General features: G+C 47.3%; 15 protein-coding genes. 4 read left to right on the top strand and 11 right to left on the bottom strand.

Features of this window, described 5'->3' with window-relative positions:
• Positions 1-289: 289 nt before the first annotated feature.
• The 3 genes from HU147_RS10485 (at position 290) to HU147_RS10475 (ending at position 3989) form a co-directional block, all read left to right on the top strand.
• A complete protein-coding gene (locus HU147_RS10485) occupies positions 290-1063 on the top strand; it encodes an ABC transporter ATP-binding protein (RefSeq protein WP_224076173.1) in 774 nt (257 codons plus the stop codon).
• Positions 1060-2895, top strand: a complete 1836-nt coding sequence (locus tag HU147_RS10480) for an FtsX-like permease family protein (RefSeq protein ID WP_224076172.1) — start codon at positions 1060-1062, stop codon at positions 2893-2895. Before HU147_RS10485 ends, HU147_RS10480 begins: the two co-directional genes overlap by 4 nt.
• Positions 2896-3404: 509 nt before the next feature.
• Entirely contained in the window at positions 3405-3989 is a 585-nt protein-coding gene (locus HU147_RS10475) for a helix-turn-helix domain-containing protein (protein ID WP_224076171.1), read from the top strand.
• Between the two features lie 357 nt (positions 3990-4346).
• On the opposite strand, the gene nhaC is transcribed toward HU147_RS10475, so the two are convergent.
• Positions 4347-5804, bottom strand: coding sequence for a Na+/H+ antiporter NhaC (gene nhaC / locus HU147_RS10470; RefSeq protein ID WP_224076170.1), 1458 nt, complete (start codon positions 5802-5804; stop codon positions 4347-4349).
• A gap of 259 nt (positions 5805-6063) precedes the next feature.
• On the opposite strand from nhaC, the gene HU147_RS10465 reads away from it, so the two are divergent.
• Complete coding sequence (locus HU147_RS10465; RefSeq protein ID WP_224076169.1) at positions 6064-6936, top strand: sulfurtransferase; 873 nt, start codon at positions 6064-6066, stop codon at positions 6934-6936.
• Positions 6937-6977: 41 nt separating this feature from the next.
• Here HU147_RS10465 and HU147_RS10460 read toward each other — a convergent pair whose 3' ends face one another.
• From HU147_RS10460 to HU147_RS10415, 10 genes are all read right to left on the bottom strand, one after another.
• Positions 6978-7433, bottom strand: coding sequence for a hypothetical protein (locus HU147_RS10460; RefSeq protein WP_224076168.1), 456 nt, complete (start codon positions 7431-7433; stop codon positions 6978-6980).
• Positions 7434-7493: 60 nt separating this feature from the next.
• The gene (locus HU147_RS10455) at positions 7494-8999 is read right to left on the bottom strand and encodes a phytoene desaturase family protein (protein WP_224076167.1); all 1506 of its coding nucleotides are present in this window, start codon (positions 8997-8999) and stop codon (positions 7494-7496) included.
• A 31-nt stretch (positions 9000-9030) separates the two neighbouring features.
• Positions 9031-9888 (bottom strand): phytoene/squalene synthase family protein, encoded by an 858-nt coding sequence (locus HU147_RS10450; protein ID WP_224076166.1) that lies wholly within the window; start codon positions 9886-9888, stop codon positions 9031-9033.
• A 345-nt stretch (positions 9889-10233) separates the two neighbouring features.
• Positions 10234-10407, bottom strand: a complete 174-nt coding sequence (locus HU147_RS10445; protein ID WP_224076165.1) for a hypothetical protein — start codon at positions 10405-10407, stop codon at positions 10234-10236.
• Between the two features lie 188 nt (positions 10408-10595).
• The gene (locus HU147_RS10440; protein WP_224076164.1) at positions 10596-11624 is read right to left on the bottom strand and encodes a TRAP transporter substrate-binding protein; all 1029 of its coding nucleotides are present in this window, start codon (positions 11622-11624) and stop codon (positions 10596-10598) included.
• Between the two features lie 168 nt (positions 11625-11792).
• Positions 11793-12995 carry a M14 family zinc carboxypeptidase gene (locus tag HU147_RS10435; RefSeq protein ID WP_440137296.1) on the bottom strand — a complete coding sequence of 401 codons (1203 nt, stop codon included), beginning with the start codon at positions 12993-12995 and terminating at the stop codon, positions 11793-11795.
• 281 nt (positions 12996-13276) lie between these two features.
• Positions 13277-14056 carry an aspartate dehydrogenase gene (gene nadX / locus HU147_RS10430; protein WP_224076162.1) on the bottom strand — a complete coding sequence of 260 codons (780 nt, stop codon included), beginning with the start codon at positions 14054-14056 and terminating at the stop codon, positions 13277-13279.
• Between the two features lie 37 nt (positions 14057-14093).
• Positions 14094-14459, bottom strand: a complete 366-nt coding sequence (locus HU147_RS10425) for a DUF4181 domain-containing protein (RefSeq protein WP_224076161.1) — start codon at positions 14457-14459, stop codon at positions 14094-14096.
• Between the two features lie 88 nt (positions 14460-14547).
• Complete coding sequence (locus tag HU147_RS10420; protein WP_224076160.1) at positions 14548-15054, bottom strand: hypothetical protein; 507 nt, start codon at positions 15052-15054, stop codon at positions 14548-14550.
• Between the two features lie 304 nt (positions 15055-15358).
• Positions 15359-16669 (bottom strand): 2-hydroxycarboxylate transporter family protein, encoded by a 1311-nt coding sequence (locus HU147_RS10415; RefSeq protein ID WP_224076159.1) that lies wholly within the window; start codon positions 16667-16669, stop codon positions 15359-15361.
• Between the last annotated feature and the right edge of the window lie 128 nt (positions 16670-16797).

Below are 16797 nucleotides of genomic sequence, written 5' to 3'. Positions count from 1 at the left end.
CTTAGGGAAGTTCTGTATGTATCTGCTTTTGCTAATACCATTTCATCTCACCTGTTCTGTAAAACTATAGAAATCTCGCATCGAGTATTTCTGCCTGATCTTTTGTCATTTAAACATCATATCATCTATTTTGGGCAAGTGGCTTTTAGAACTTTGAACAAATGGAAAAAGCCTGTTGGAAATGCGTAAATTCCACATTTTTCTTAAGAAATCCTTCATATTTCCCCTCACTAATTCTTCATGTTTTCCCTTTATGCTTAAAGCCATCCCACTGACTGGAGGAATAAACATGAACACGATCTTAAGCGCAGCCAATGTTACGAAAACTTACGGCAAAAAAGGGGCCAGCACGTACACCGCTATCCGCAATCTGTCTTTTTCCATGAAAGAAGGTGAATTCATCGGCATCATGGGGCCATCCGGTTCCGGCAAAACTACGCTTTTGAACATGATTGCGACACTCGATCCGGCAACTGAAGGCGACATCACCATTAACGGCGTCTCGCTGTCTGCGATGGATGAAAACGGGTTGTCTGATTTCCGTTCCCGGCAGCTCGGCTTCATTTATCAGGATTTTAATTTATTGGAAACGATGAACACCTTTGAAAACATTGCGCTGCCGCTTTCGCTCCAGCACATAGCTGTATCGAAAATCCAGGCAACCGTCCGGCAAGTGGCGGGGCTGCTTGGCATCCATGACATATTGGAGAAATACCCTGCGGAGCTGTCAGGCGGCCAGAAACAGCGGACCGCTATTGCCCGTGCGCTTGTCCACAATCCGGCTCTCCTTCTTGCCGACGAACCGACCGGTGCCCTGGATTCGAAAAACGCTGCGGCATTATTGAATACGTTAACCGAGTTGAACCGTGACCAGAACGCCTCCATTTTGATGGTGACCCATGATCCGCTCAGCGCAAGCCACTGCAGCCGCCTGTTGTTCATCAAAGACGGGGCCATCGCACAGGAGCTCCATTCCACCGGCACACGCGAACAATTCTACCGGGACATCCTGGAAGTGCTTGGCGGCATGGACCGTGAGCTTGTGGCAGGTGGCCGCAGATGATCTGGAAATTGGCACTGAACGGCTTGCAGCGCAACCGCCGGGATTATTTGATTTTGTTTACGGGAATGATTATTTCCGTTGCCGTGTTTTACATGTTTTTGACGATGGCCTTGAACAAGGAATTCATCACCCAGAACTCCGTCATCAACCATATTCAATTGGTATTCGCAGTTGGCGCAGCTTTGTTGTCCATCATTACCTTCTTCTATTTGTTTTACACCAACTCATTCCTGCTGTCGCTCCGGAAAAAGGAATTCGGCCTGTATGAGCTGATTGGCGCTAAAAAGCATCAGCTGAAGCGTGTCTTTCTGATTGAAACCTTGACCCTTACGGCTTTTGCGCTGGCAGCCGGCTTCGTTCTCGGCATTGCCTTTTCCCGGATGGTTTCAGTGCTTTTGATGAATCAATTAAACGTCGAATTCACCGAATTCAAAGCCGTCTACTTGTCGGCTGTTTTCTGGACCGTTGCATATTTCCTGCTTGCGTCTCTTGTCGCTTCTGCTATTAACAGTGCCAAGCTGGCGAAAGCTTCCATTATCAACTTGCTGCAGGCAGCTGTGCAAAATGATTTTATTCCTGAAAAGCCAAAGAAGGCGGCTTGGCTGCCCATCCTTCTGGGCTTCGCCTTTCTTTCCATCGGCTATGCGTCACTCTTCTTTATGGAAATCCTGCGGTTTGTGGGGCTGTTCGCAGCACCTGTCATGACGACGCTTGGCACCTACCTGCTGTTCTGCTCGCTTTTGCCTGTCATCATCCGCAAATGGAAAAGCAGAAACCGGGCTAATTTAAAAGGCATCAATGCCTTTACCTTGTCCCAGCTCAGTTTCCGGCTCAATGACCTAAAATGGGTGCTTGCGACAATTGCCATGCTAATCGCTTTGTCAGCCGGCGCCATTGCCGGCGGCTTTGCATTCAAAAACAATGCCGTCACATTCATCGATGAAGAGCGTTTGTACGATGCCACACTTTATAATCCCGGCACTGCCGAAGAAGAGATTTTGAAAAGCCTTCCTTTGGCCGAAGAGCTCAGCTACCATTTCAAAATGAACGACCAATTCATCTATTATGCGGAAGAAGAGCTTCTTGCAGCCCCACCGCTCATTGTGGACTGGATCGACTATCAACAAAAGCGTCCGACTCCGCTTCCTGAAAAGCTGGAAATCGATGAGGCCGGCTACTCGATTCTCCCAGATGAATGGATGACCGCGCTTGAAACAATCAATCCCGCTTTCGCCACTACCCGGACGGCGAGAATCGTCCCGCTTGAAACCTTTGAAAAAACAGGCGGCGAAGAAATCTCCATCGTCCTTGCCCGGACCGATAAATTCCAAAATTACGTCCCAGAATGGCAAGAGCTCGACCGCCTGCAGCTTTCTGCATTTGAACAATTGCCGGTCGGCTTTGACCCGGCGGTCGATGAACTGCCCAGCAAGTATGCCCAGTTTAAACGTCAATACGCTTTTGCCAGCGGCACTTTCTTTATGGGCTTTTTCTTAGGACTTGCCTTTCTCACGATGCTTGCGAGCATTCTGATGTTCAAAATCCTGTCCGGTGCAGGCAACGATATCCGGCGCTACGACAGCCTCCGGAAACTCGGTGTGTGCCAAGAGCGATTGTCCGCTTCTTTATCCAAAGAAATCTTGATCGTCTTTTTGTTCCCGGCTGTTTTAGGTCTGCTGCACGTACTAGTCGGCATGAGAATTTTCACATTTGTCATGAATGACCCGTATTACCGTCTGTGGGTATCCTTGCTGATTTTTCTAGCTATTTACGGCGGCTACTATTTCTTCACTGTCTATCTATACCGGAAACTTGTTTTGCCGAAGGCATAAAACTTCCGGATGAGTTTAGCATTAAAAGCCGTATCTTTAGAGATGCGGCAGACTGTAGACAAAGTTTAAATGAAATAAATACACATGTATTAATTCAACGGGACCGGTTGAGGCGTCTCTCTTTGATTAGAAAGTGAACGATGGGTCGATCGAACCAACTATCTAGTCAAAAAAGAAAAGCGACACCTTTGGATAGCTTCACGTTTAGGATTCGAAGTGGAAGCCGGCGACTCCAGCGGGATAGCGAAGTGCCGAAATCCACTCGGAACGAAAGTTCCGAGTTAGTTCGGCGCGAGCCCGCGGAACGCGTTCGGCTGTAACGGAGAATCCGCCGTTTCCGCTCGTTTGTAAAGATGGCATTCCCAACTCTTTCTGTGTTCACATTTTAACTTTTTCTCAACAACGTCAATTTAGATACAGAAAACAACGAGCTTCTTGGACTCCACGGAGCGTTTGTTGCGGAGGCTCGTTCGATTCCCTATGATGGATATATGCAGGAGGAGAAAAGAATGGATACTCGTAAAGTTGGAGAATTAATTTATCGGCTGCGGAAGGAAAAAGGCCTTACGCAAAAGCAATTGGCCGATCAGCTGAACCTTTCAGACCGGACGATTTCAAAATGGGAACGCGGCCATGGCTGCCCCGATATTGCGCTATTGCCAAGTTTGTCTGCCGTATTCGGCGTTAACATCGAAAATATTTTAGGCGGCGAATTGCCGCTGAATGATTTTGTAGGAGGAAATATGAAAAAATCGAATTATTTTGTTTGCCCAGCGTGCCACAATATTGCCCTTGCCACTGGGGATGTCTCCCTTTCATGCTGCGGAAGAAAGCTGGAACGCTTGGAGGCAAAAAAAGCGACAGCCGAAGAAAAGCTTTCCCTTACTGAAAGCGATCAAGAATGGTTCATCACAAGCGACCATCCCATGACCAAAGACCATTACATCTCGTTTCTCGCTTTTGCCACAGGCGACCAGATCCAGCTGATCAAGCAATTCCCGGAATGGGCGCTTCAAACCCGCATCCCGAAACGCAAGCATGGCAAATTGCTATGGTATGACACGAAATTCGGCTTGTATTATCAGCTTGTATAAACAAAGCAGCTCCATCCCCCAAGCCGGATGGAGCTGCTTTCTTTTTTCAATATAGCTAGTAGCCATTGTTCTGCTCCTTAAACCTTGGTTTGCTTAAAAACTTTTGCCAATGCAAGGCACTTGTCCTGTTAAAAAATCGCTGATTGAGGCGAACCTCGATAGAAAGTTTAAAAACGCCGATAAGAACTTCAAAAACAGCGATAGAAATCAAAGAAACACCGATTAAAACTTAAAAAACTTCGATAGAAACTCCCAAAAACACCGATAAAGGATTTGTACGCAGGACGCAGCTATCTCTCTGAACAAAAACAGCCTCTTCGGCAATTGCCGAAGAGGCTGTTTTACAATTATTCTTCTTTACACGCCTTCGGTCAATTGGTTTTCACGGTCAACCCGCTCTTGCTTGATTTTCAGCTCGTTCATTTCGTCTTCTGTTAATAATTGTACTTTAAATCCGATAAGCGCCATGATGATGCCGATGATCGGCACCGCGTAATTCAATACCGCATAAGGCGCGTACGCAAACGGATGAACCGCAAGTGTCGCGAGGATAAAGACGCCGCATGTATTCCACGGAACAAACGGCGACGTCACTGTACCGCCGTCTTCCAGCGCACGCGACAAGTTTTTCGAGTGCAGCCCTTTGTCTTGATACGCTTTGGCATACATCCGGCCCGGCAACAGAATCGATATGTATTGTTCCGAAGCTGTCGCATTTGTAAAGAACGCCGACAGAATCGTCGCGGCAATCAAACTGCCTGCCGATTTCGCCACTTTCAGGATTTGCGTCACAATGGCTTTCAGCATGCCGGTATGTTCCAGAATCCCGCCGAAGACCATCGCAAAAATGGTCAAGGAAACCGTGAACATCATCGACTCGATGCCACCACGGTTGAACAGGTCATCGACCATCGCATTGCCGGAAGTAATGGCAAATCCATCGTGAAGCGTGTTGACCGCATCGCCGATGTTTCCGCCTTGCACCAAAATCTGGCACATAAACCCAAGAAAGACGCCCACAATCAATGCCGGAAGCGCCGGCACTTTCATCATGACCATGACGACAATCGCCAGCGGCACAAGCAAGAGCCACGGTGAAATGACAAAGCTGCTGTTGAGCGATGCCAGAATGCTTTGGATGTTCGCCTGATCGATTTCCCCTCCGCCGAACTGGCGGCCAAGGATAAAATAGACGATCAGTGCCAGAATCAATCCTGGAACAGTCGTGTAGGTCATATGCTTAATATGATCGAACAAATTGGTTCCGGTAATGCCGGCCGCCATATTCGTGGTGTCCGACAGCGGCGACATCTTGTCGCCGAAATACGCACCGGAAATGACAGCACCTGCCACCATCGCAGCCGGGATGCCCATACTCATGCCGATTCCCATGCCTGCAACTCCGATTGTCCCCATCGTCGACCAGGAGCTACCGATGGCAAGCGACACAATGCCGCAAATGATGCAGATCGTCACCAGGAACAACGAAGGGGTAATGATTTGCAGACCGTAGTAGATCATTGTCGCAATGATGCCTCCACCGATCCAGGAAGCAATAATCATTCCTACGACAATGATGATCAAGACGGCCGGAAGCGCCAGGCGGATGCCTTTATAAGCCCCTTCTTCGATGTCCTGCCATTTGTATCCGAGGCGCCAGGCAATAAATGCCGCGACTACACTTCCTACTGCCAACGACACATGCGGGCTGCCTTCAAATACAATGACCGTGATAGCCATAACCGCAATCATGATGATCAAAGGAACAATGGCCAATAGAAATGGTGTTTCAATCTCATCTTGTCTGTTCTTCATTCTCCATAACCCCTACTCTATACAGTTTTAATACATATTACAGCAAAATTCAAAATAATCTAGTGGCTTTTATCACATAGCAGCATCCCGGTTTCCTAAGGGAGTAGCGGTAAAATAACGAAAATTGATTCATTTATTTTTACTGATATTTATGCATAGCCGATTCGTTATGATTTGTGGTGGATTTAGTGCATAAACTTTGACGCTCTTCTTCCTGAACGGGTAAAGTTAAAGGAAATGAGGCTTAGGAGGAATTCAAATGAACGACATTCCATTAATCGTAACAACTGAGTGGCTCGCTGAACGGCTGAATGACCCAAAATTGCGCGTTGTTGATGCAACCGTTTTCATGAAATTTCCGGAAGGCGGCGGACCGCCCAATATCGAGTCGGGCCGGACGTCATATGAAGAAGGGCATATCCCTAGAGCGGTCTACGCCGACCTGGTGGGAGAGTTATCAGACGCAGACTCCGACCTGCCTTTTATGGTGCCATCCCGCAAAGAGTTTGTTTCAAAACTGACGGCGCTTGGAATCGGCGACGATACATACACGGTAATTTACGACCAAAATGCGCTTGTCGGTGAATCGATTGCCGCTTCCTACTGGGCATCGCGCCTTGCCTGGCAAATGCGCTATGAAGGGTTCGAACAAGTTGCCATTCTCGAAGGCGGCTTGCAGAAATGGCAGGCGGAAGGCCGGGAATTGTCGACGGAAGAAGCCGCTTATCCGCACGCCAATTACACAGGAAAGCGCCATACGGATATGCTGGCATCGAAAGAAGATGTCCAAAAAGCGATCGATGATGAACAAACCATTCTCATCAACAGCTTAGCGCCGGAAGAATTCCATAGCGGCCATATTCCGAACAGCCAGAATATTTTTTTCGGGCTGCATGCCGATGAAGAGTCGAAAGCGCTGCATAACGACGAGCAGCTGCGCGCATTATTTGAAGAAACCGGCGCACTCGATCCCAATAAGAAAGTCATCACTTATTGCGGAGGCGGCATCGCCGCTACGTGGAATGCATTGATTTTGAATAAACTCGGACAGCACAACGTCGCCGTCTACGACGGCTCGATGAACGAATGGACGAGCGATCCGGCTTGCCCTCTGGTGAAAAGCGAAAAATAAGCATAAAAAAAGCGCACTCTTTTAAACAGAGTGCGCTTTTTTTATGCTCTTCGATAGACGATTTGAAAGTCGTGTTTCCAGTCTACGCCGTCCTCTGATTGTTCCCATTTGCTATCAATGATGTTTCCCGTTTCATCTACATTTCCAGTAAAACGCTGAAAAAAGTCAAATGGCGAAAAATCGGCTTCATCCCGCCACAATCTCCATAGCCGGTTCTCCAAGCCCATTTGGTACAAGCGCGTCACGCCGCGCGTATCAAAATAATGCAGCAAATACTGCCCATTATCCGGATTGCAGTCGTACACAATTGTATTGTCCGGAAACTCCGCTTTGTCGATATGCGTGCGCTGGATAACATACTTCTCGTTCAGCCAATCAAAGCTGGTATGGCCAGAAATCGGATTTGGCTCAAGATGCGGATGAATCACTTCCATGTTCCAATGGCCGATGAAAAATTCCAAGCGTTTCAGCATGTCCTCCCGAGCAGGTGATGTCATGACAAACACTCTCCCCATCCTTATAAGCTGGATAATTGCCGTGGCCATTGCGTCTTGCTGTTACCGCTTCACCAGTGAATCGCGCTTCACAATCTTTTGGCTCACTTGCTGGCCGCTGAGCGTCACCATCGGCATGCCGCCGCCCGGGTTCACGGTGCCGCCGACAAAATACAGATTGTCGTACAGTTCGCTTTCTTTCTTGTTCTTGAATCCGCCGTTGCCTTTTTTATCGGACACGGTGCCGTAAATCGCACCGCGGTCAGATCCGTACGTCCGTTCAATATCATGCGGCGTCCAGACGTCGCGCGTCACGATATGGTCCCGCAATCCGTGCAAGCCCATGCGTTCCAGCTTTTCATAGACGCGTGCTTCAAACTTCAAGTAATCGTCCGGGGTAAACGGATTGTCCTGGATATACGGAATATGCGGCAGGATTTTCAAGTTTTCATGCCCCGGCGGCGCCTGGGTCGGATCGGTTTTATTCGTATTGACGAGATAAATGGTCGGATCGTCCGGCAGCTCATGCTTCACGAACACTTTTTCCATTTGTTCCTCCAGGTTTTCCGGGAAGAAGAAGTTGTGGTGGTTCAAGAACGGATAGGTTTTGTTTACGCCAAGATGCAGCACCAGGCCGGAGCTTGCCGGTTCGAATTTCTTCTCCAGATTCTGCACATACTTCGGTTTGGCATCGACCATTTTTTTATAGAACGGAATCACTTCCATATTGGAAACGTAATAATCCGCCTTTTTGATCGAACCGTCTTCGAGTTCAATCGCCGTGATCTGCCGCTTGTTATCTGTATGCGCACGCACTACCGCCTGACCGGTATAGATCCGGACGCCTTCTTCTTTAGCCAAACGCGTCAGGCCTTCGCCCAATTTGTGCATGCCACCCGGCACGTACCAACAGCCCTGTGCGTGCTGCATGTAGATCATCATATTGAGAACAGCCGGCGCCTGGTAAGGAGACGAACCGACGTATTTGACGAAATAAGAAAGCATATCGCGCAGATGCGGGTTCGAGATCCGTTTGGACACAGCCTCATAAACCGTAGAAGTCAAATCAAACCCGGTCAAAGTGGCAATGATGCCGTTCTGTGCGACAGCTTCCTGTGCGGTATCAAAACCTTCGCCGAGATAACTGTCTTCCGTCGTCTCGTATATTTTCTTGGCGTATTTTAAGAAAGCGTAATACTCTTTCATATCTTTGCGGCTAAGCGACGGATTCGCACGCTCCATCAAGCGGAGGTCGTGGAACAAATCCAGCACGGTGCCGTCCGGAAAGAACGAACGCCATTCGCGATTGAGCCGTTTGATCGGCACATAATCCTCCATGCGCTTGCCGCTGCCGCGAAACAATTTGTCGAAAATATGCGGCATCGTCAAAATGGACGGGCCGAGGTCAAAGCCGAAACCGTCCTGTTCCAGGCGGTTCAATTTTCCGCCGATATGGTCGTTCTTTTCATATAAAGAAACGCTGTATCCGTTTTGCGCAAGAGAAATAGCTGCCGATAAGCCGCCAAGTCCCCCTCCAATCACGATTACGGATTTTTTCACATTCGCCATACTTCTGCCGACCTTCTTCCCCCAATAATTTTCACTTTACCGAATCCGTCAAAATTCGGATCATTTCCTGTTTGGTTACGAAATTCCGCTTTTTAAAACAATCGTAGTTGTTTTGGCGGACACTTGTTAAAATCTCACGATAGACTTGTGCAGAAACAACAATCGGGATTTGGCTATCGGGATCAAAATTTGAAATGCATTCAATAAATTCATCGTATAAAGTTTCGGCCCGCTGTGCCATCAGCTCCCAAACCTGGATAAAGCTATCGTTGATTTCCGAATGGGCCAATTGCTCTTTCTGATAGCCCACCTGTTTAAGTTCTTCTGCAGGAAGATAGATTCGCCCTTTGTCGCGGAAATCCTCCCCAACGTCCCTCAAAATATTTGTCAATTGCATCGCAACGCCCAAATTGACGGCTGCATCGGTGCAGTCCACCTTAGATTGTGAAGCGATAATCGGCAGCAGCATCCGGCCGACCGAACCTGCTACGTAATAACTGTAGGTCTCGACGTCCTCCAATGTCTGAGGCGCTGTAAACGAGAGGTCCATCCGCTGGCCTTTGATCTGGTCATAAAATGGTTCCAAGTCCATGTCATACGTATCAAACACGACACGCAGCGCCCGCCATAGCGGATGGTCAATGTACTCACCATGGGCAAAACGGTCAAGTTCTGAGCTTAACCGTTCCAACTCACGCAATTGGGCTGCATTCCCAGATGTTTCATCCACACTATCGTCCGCTGTCCGGCAAAAGGCGTAAATGGCGTAAACCGCCTGGGCTTTTTCCTCAGGAAGTTTGGAAAAAGCGTAATAAAAACTTTTCGAGTGGCGTCTAATGACATTTTCGCAGTAATCAAAGTCGTCTTGGACTTGCATTTGAGCAGTCATGGAAAGCTCCCCCTTTCAACGGGTGTGGATTCGGATTCTCTGAAATCAGGCAATTCGCATGGAAAACGGAATGAACGGTCCTTGGCCTTAGAGGTATGTATCATTTAGAAGGCGCTGCTGAAGAAGTAACAATGTACGAGACTCATCGTAATATTACCCCTTATTCCCTCCTATAAAAATTATGAAACATTTTATGTATAATCTTTGTATAACTTTTATACTTGCAGTTTATTAAGTTAAAAAGACGTTTGTATTAGCTCTATACATAGAAAAAACCTCAAAGTCCGGGCACTTTCCAAGTGCCTGACATTCAAGGTTTTGTATGCATTCAGCTAAGCTCAGCTTTTATTTTTGTGTTTTCTCTTTTATCTTATTCGCGACATCGTCTTTCAATACCATGGCTTTGTCTTTGTAGGTTGCTGCTTTTTCTTTGTACTCGTCTTTATTTTCTTCCCAATGGGTTTTGCCTTTTTCAACCGTCTTGTCTTTCAATGCGTTCAGTTTTTCCAGAAATGCCATGTGAACCATCCTTCCGCTCCACCGCCGCCAAAATGGGGAGCTAAACTGTGCTAAGCATAGCCCACTTCTGATGCATTGTCCAAAGTCTGCTCTTTTTGCGGTTTCCATTTGAAGCCAAGCAAAAAACCACACCCGCGGCGGGTGTGGTTTTCCTGCTAAATCACCTTTTTGTGTCCCAAGAGTTGATTTTATTCGTTCGCCGCCAAGGCACGGTCGATTAAATCCTTTCCAATCTGGTTTTCGTATTTCTCGTAAACCGGCTGCGCCGCCTCGCGGAATTCATCGCGCTGTTCAGCAGTCAAATCATTGACCTGCATGCCCTCCGCTTTCAATTGATCCAGGAATTCAGTATCTTGCTGCTGGGCAAGTTTCCGCTGTTCATCTTTGAATTCGTCAGATGCTTCCATGACCAGTTCCTGGAGATCTTCCGGCAAACTATTGTAAAAATCATTGTTCGCCAAGAGAATGGCTGCTGCATACACATGGCCGGTCAAAGTCAGATAATCCTGCACTTCGTAGAATTTATTGGTGTAGTACAGAGAAATCGGACAGTCCATGGCATCATATGTCCCTTGCTGCAAAGCTGTATACAATTCGCCGAAGGCAAACGGCGAAGCATTTGCGCCAAACGCCTTGAACGTATCCGTATGGAGCGGATTTTCCAATGTCCGCAGCTTCATCCCTTCCATGTCTTCCGGAGATTCAATCGGCCCTTCGTTATTCGACACATGGCGGAATCCGTTTTCGCCGAATGCCAGCCCTTTTAAATCGTTTTCTTCCAAGCTATCCAATAGCTCCTCGCCTAAATCCCCGTCGAGCGCGCTGTAAGCCGCATCATAATCATTGAATAAAAACGGCAAATCGAAAACCAGGAACTTCTCATTGAATGAAGCGAGCGGCGCTACTGCAGGAATGGTCATTTCCAAATTTCCCAACTGTACCGCTTCAATTGCTTCACGGTCCGAGCCATAAAGCTGGCCATTCGGATACAGCTCGACCTTCAGCCGTCCATCCGATTCCTTTTCGAGCTTTTCTTTGAACTTCAGCGATTGGACATGGGCGGAATGTTCTTCGGGCACCAAGTAAGCCACGCGGATGGTGTAGCTTTCTTCTCCTTCTCCATCCGTTGTTGACGTGCCTTCATCACTTGGTCTTCCGCAAGCTGCGAGTATCAGTAAAAGCAGCAGAAACAGCGCAAATCTGATTGTCTTTTTCATTAGTACCTCCTGTTTGATTTTTTTAACTCTTATACCCTTCCCGAAACTGAATTAACCTGCAGATGGAAGGCTAAACAAATACACCTGCAATTCCAGCATAGGAATTGCAGGTGTTTCATTAGTAGGCTATTCATCGTCCAGATCTTCGGCATTCAATTTGCTTCAGGATTAAAATGCCGGGCGGGAAGCTGTAAGCGGAATGTCCTCGTAAGCTTCCGGATCCAATTGCTCAACGGAACCGTCAGCTACGCCTTCGATGATGCCAGAAAGGCCGCGTTCAACTGATTTGACCAATTGCCCTTTTTCTTTTTGTCCCAAACTTTGCGTCTGTCCTCGGACTTCAAAGAGAACCGTTCCGCTGCCATTCAAGGCATACGTGCCAAGCGCTGTTCCGGGAAGGTCGAGCCCTTGCGAATAAAGCGAAATGTTCGTGAACTTTGAGTTGCCGAAGGACTGCAGTTCGTTATACGCCAGCAAGTTCAATTGGCGCGAGAAATCATAGTTGTATCCGTCCGCAAACTCTGCGTATTTCGCTCCCTCAGGAGTAGATGGGTCCGGCACAAATTGAGCCGACAAGGAAAGCGTGACAGGGTCCGCAGTGCCGTCTACGTAGTAAAGGCCCTGGTGGTGCAAGTCGATAAAGACGTCCACGTTGCCAAATTCAGCCTGCAGGGATTTATAGACATCACGTGAAGTTTGCGATTCCGGAGTGATGAACCAGCCCGGCTGATTTGAAGCACCCGGGAAGTCCTGCGCTTCCGGCACGTAGTCAAGATCCGGGTTGAAGTCACGGTTTACATCAAATCCAGGATTTGCACCGTAATCGTAGCTTTGGCTGATGCCGCGGTCCAGGTAGTTCCATGAAGGCTTAGCGCCTGCCAATTGTGGATAGCTTTCCACAACTTCGCTCCATGTCAGGCTATTGCGGCGCTTATCCGCTTCCGAAGCATCCGGATTCATCATCGGCATGAACACGATCGTCACTTCTTCCCGGATTTGCTGGGATTGTTTTGAGTTGTTCGATAAGGTTTTCAAGAGGTTAAGAATCGCTACAGTGCCCGTTTTCTCATTCCCGTGAATTTCACTTTGAACAAGAAGGACCTTGTCTCCATTGCCTACCCGCGCGGTATAAATATCCCGCCCTTCATGGGATTGCCCGGCTACATCCACTTGGACGACGCCTTTACTGGAGGCCGCGATTTGCTTCAAGCTTTTTTGCAGTTCCTGATAATCGATAAATCCGGAAATGCTGTTGTCATGGTGATGCTCCGTCGTTTTTGCGGCGGGTTCAGCCGCATAAACCGGCATCGCCAACGCTGTACATAAACTCAAAACTCCTACCGTACTCGCCCATCTTCTCTTCAAAAACATCCACTCCCCATAAGTTTGATTAGTTTTACCAAAAATAGCTTAGCAATAAAAGAAATAATAGTAAATATATTTAGAATTTTCAGTTCTTAAGTAATGTTAGAGGACGTAAGAGCTAAAAAATTTTATACCAAAAGATACAGGGATCCCCATATACTTCGGCCTACTAAGTAATTTCAGCCCATAAAAGCCGGCTTTCCAAAGAAAGCCGGCCTGCTATTCACCAAGTATATTAAGATTAACATATTCACCAAAAGTGGATCGTCCATCCCTTAAATAAGAACTCAATTCCCGATCCGAAGCGCCCGGTCTTTATTCTGCAGCACGCTCAGAATGCTCAAGGCAGCGAGCAGGCTCGTCTTCGGATTGCTCGGCATCGGATTGTTTTCAACTTGCAGCTGCATCCGGCCAAATTCCCCTTCCGCTTCGATGGTGTGGGAATTCTGTTCGATGTCCGGATCGACGATGATACGCACTTTTGTTTTCTCGACGCCGATCCCGGCAATCGCGAGCACCAGGGCGACGTTAATGTTCTTCGGGAATTTCCCGACAGCTTCAAACGCCGAACCGTCGAAGATTACGCGCGCTTCGTCCGCTTCGATGCCGAGTGATGCAGGAGACTTCCGTGTCGTGATCTGGACCCGGTCCAAGCCGCCGGCCGCTTTTGCCGACTGCAAGACGTCCAGTCCGCCAATCGCTCCCGACGGCAAGAAAATTTGTGTGCCACTGGACTCCGCCAAAGCCGTCAGTTCTTCCAGAAAAGCGGTATTTTTAAAGACCCCAATGCTGCTGACAACGAGGTCTTTCTTGCTTGCGACTACATCTTTCACATAGATGCCGGCCGCTTCCACCGTCGCTGCTTCCACCACAATATCGAGCGGCAAGTCTAAAAAGCTTTTCAGATTGGTGTAAAAATCGGCTTCAAATTCTTCGCTAAGACGCTGCCCCACTTCCTGGTTGCGCCCAAAAATGGCTGCGACTCTTCCGTTAGCCAGTTGCTTGCGGTTTATCTGTTCCAGTAAATACGATGCAATATTGCCTGTCCCGATGATTCCGATGTTCATAATCGCCCTCCTGACATACTCATTCTAAGAAAACTTTTTATCCAATCTGCCAACTGACGGTCGCGATAAAGATAAACAGAGCCAAGGCCGTAACAGCAAAGTAGACGATCGACATCTGGTATTTTCGCGACTTCTTCAAATATTTCCATTCCAAGAATACCTGGCCTGCATTCACAGCCAGAAAAATGAAAAAAATCCAGGAGAATAATTGTTCAGGCGGCTTTTCGGAAAATAGAATCAGCAAGATAACCACCGACACCATCACTGTCCCGCTCCAGCGTTCAAATCGCCTTACCAGTATCCCGGCTTGTTCTTCCCGGTCAATGGCAAATCGCTTTTTCAAAAAAAACCTAAGCATACCTATGCCAAGAATCACCAAAAACCAGATGATGAAAATATTCACATTCCGCACCTCCTATCCCATTTCCTTTCATACGAATCAATTGGATAAAAGTTCCATCAAATCATGGATAATGTCTCCAGCGTACATTTTATGTTTCAGTACGCGGCCGATACATCTCTACCGGACTTGCCATAAACCACGTATAGTGATCTTCGGCTTCCGGGTCTTTCATGGTTTTCCAAGCAACTGCAAAAGGCAGTATGAAAGATTCATTAGCAGGAATACCTAAGAGAGTTGCGCTGAGGCCATCTTCCAGGTAATCGATTTTCTCCATAGTTACCTGATGGACTGCAGCCAGCCATTCCCGGTCTACAGTGCCGATGCTCCATTTCAACTTGTCATGGTACCAGCTTTTCAACTCCAAATGCTCGCCAGTCTCGATATCGCTTCCCATAATTTCAAATGCCGTATGGAACCGGCAGCTGAAAGTGAGTTTGGCTACTCGTTCAGGAGACACGGTAATTTCAATTAATAGCCGCCCGTCTACTGGGAAGCGCGAATCCGGCTTTTTTTCTATACAACGTATATCCGCTTCTATCTCTTCTCCCTTCGCACTCTTCACTTCTACTAGGAGCTCTCCGAAAGCCGTCTTCAATTCAACTGCCCCCTTTCGGTTATTTTTCTTGAATTATTCAAAAGGTGTATGACCTTTACTTTCGTCTTGAATACACAGAGTTCCTTTAATTTAATTTCAGTCCAAGAACGAATAAATCTATATCACTTTTACGATATATAGTCCCTTTGAGCTGACCGCTAACTCCATACATCCCAAATTGGAAATTCCATTCAGGTTTATTCCGTGCTGAACCCGAAAAAAGCCACACCTCGACTGCTGAGGTGTGGCGTGGCTCCGGTTATAAAATTCTATAGCCAGCAATGCTGTCAGCGGATTTCTTCTATCAAATGAAAAACGGAATAAACAAACTAGCCAACAGCAAGATCAACGCGCCGCCGAGACGGGAAGAAATTTGCGCAAAAGGCATCAATTCCATTCTTCTTGCAGCAGACAGAACGGCTACATCACCCGTTCCACCCATATTCGCCATGCAAAGACCGGCGGTGATAGCAGCTTCGATTGGATAAAAGCCCATAAATTTTCCGATGATTCCAGAACCAATCACTGCTCCAATTACGACTGCCAGAACAATGACGACATATTCGACACTTAACGCATTCAGGACCGCTTCCAAGTCCGTATACGCGACTCCAATACCGATCAAGAGCGCATTGGTCCAATTTCGCGCTACGAATTCATACCACTGGCTCGCGCCTTCAATGATAATTTCCGGCATTACATTGGCTACTTTTAGAACTGCGACCAATATAATCATGATGGCATAAGGGTGCAATGGTATAAAATCACCTAAAATATTGCCTAAAATATAAAACGATACAGCTGCCAGAACCCCAATTCCCATCTTAGACAAATCATACCGGGTTGTTTCTTTTTTCTCATAATGGAAATTTCTAATCAATTGCCCATTACCGGTCAAATTCGGATACTTATTGCCAATCATGTTTAAAACACTGGCAATAATAATTGCAAATACGTTGCCGAGCGCTAAAGCCGGAACAAGAATCGACAAGTAATACCCCGGGTCATTGCCAAGCATTTCAGAATAGACTTGGGACATCGGCACAGCACCTGCCCCCATTCCGCCGCCCATAATCGGCATCGCAATGACAAGCACAGCTTCCTGTACACTAAACCCAAGAATCATTCCCACCAAAGCTGCCAAGAGTACCGCACCAGCAACGGCAGCAAGCAGCGGCAACGCATAGCGGACTCCTGCTTTTACTAAAATTTTCGACTCCATACCCAAAATACTGCCGGTAATCAAAGCGGCAATATAGAAATTCAAGAAATCGCTGTCTTTCATAAACTCTGAAATGAGCGTGCTCGTGCTTTCCGGCATCAGCCCACTATAAACCAGATATGCCGCTCCAAAAATTGCAACGATGGCACCGCCCCCTAAAAAAGTACGGACAATCGGCGTATGATTGCCGAGCCAGCCAAGTAATTCTCCAAGCACCATCATGATCAACAAGCCGCCAATCATACCGGCAGGCAGATTTTCTGTATACATCGCGTAAATTGCAACAGCGGCAAAAATAACAAACCAGAGAATCGGTATATTAAAAATCGAAAACCTTCCTCTGTTCTTTTTCTCAGGCACATCTGTTGGTGCTTGTTGGTTCGTTTTTTCCACTTTTGACCACCCCGTCTTATGTCTCTTTCCGCTTTCAATTTCGTAAGCGCTTTCAGTTATTATCCTTTATGTTAGCCAAACTTTCAGACAGCTTATACTTTATAAAACTATTGAACTTATTGTAATTA

The sequence above is a fragment of the Planococcus chinensis genome, assembly GCF_020071995.1.
Classification (GTDB): Bacteria; Bacillota; Bacilli; order Bacillales_A; family Planococcaceae; genus Planococcus; species Planococcus chinensis_A.
This window is presented reverse-complemented; position numbering and strand designations above follow the sequence as displayed.

What these genes read in the sequence shown, in the direction of transcription:
- HU147_RS10485 (WP_224076173.1), top strand. Translation starts at nt 290, where the DNA reads ATGAACACGATCTTAAGCGCAGCCAATGTTACGAAAACTTACGGCAAA.
- HU147_RS10480 (WP_224076172.1), top strand. Translation starts at nt 1,060, where the DNA reads ATGATCTGGAAATTGGCACTGAACGGCTTGCAGCGCAACCGCCGGGAT.
- HU147_RS10475 (WP_224076171.1), top strand. Translation starts at nt 3,405, where the DNA reads ATGGATACTCGTAAAGTTGGAGAATTAATTTATCGGCTGCGGAAGGAA.
- nhaC (WP_224076170.1), bottom strand. Translation starts at nt 5,804, where the DNA reads ATGAAGAACAGACAAGATGAGATTGAAACACCATTTCTATTGGCCATT.
- HU147_RS10465 (WP_224076169.1), top strand. Translation starts at nt 6,064, where the DNA reads ATGAACGACATTCCATTAATCGTAACAACTGAGTGGCTCGCTGAACGG.
- HU147_RS10460 (WP_224076168.1), bottom strand. Translation starts at nt 7,433, where the DNA reads ATGACATCACCTGCTCGGGAGGACATGCTGAAACGCTTGGAATTTTTC.
- HU147_RS10455 (WP_224076167.1), bottom strand. Translation starts at nt 8,999, where the DNA reads ATGGCGAATGTGAAAAAATCCGTAATCGTGATTGGAGGGGGACTTGGC.
- HU147_RS10450 (WP_224076166.1), bottom strand. Translation starts at nt 9,888, where the DNA reads ATGACTGCTCAAATGCAAGTCCAAGACGACTTTGATTACTGCGAAAAT.
- HU147_RS10445 (WP_224076165.1), bottom strand. Translation starts at nt 10,407, where the DNA reads ATGGCATTTCTGGAAAAACTGAACGCATTGAAAGACAAGACGGTTGAA.
- HU147_RS10440 (WP_224076164.1), bottom strand. Translation starts at nt 11,624, where the DNA reads ATGAAAAAGACAATCAGATTTGCGCTGTTTCTGCTGCTTTTACTGATA.
- HU147_RS10435 (WP_440137296.1), bottom strand. Translation starts at nt 12,995, where the DNA reads ATGTTTTTGAAGAGAAGATGGGCGAGTACGGTAGGAGTTTTGAGTTTA.
- nadX (WP_224076162.1), bottom strand. Translation starts at nt 14,056, where the DNA reads ATGAACATCGGAATCATCGGGACAGGCAATATTGCATCGTATTTACTG.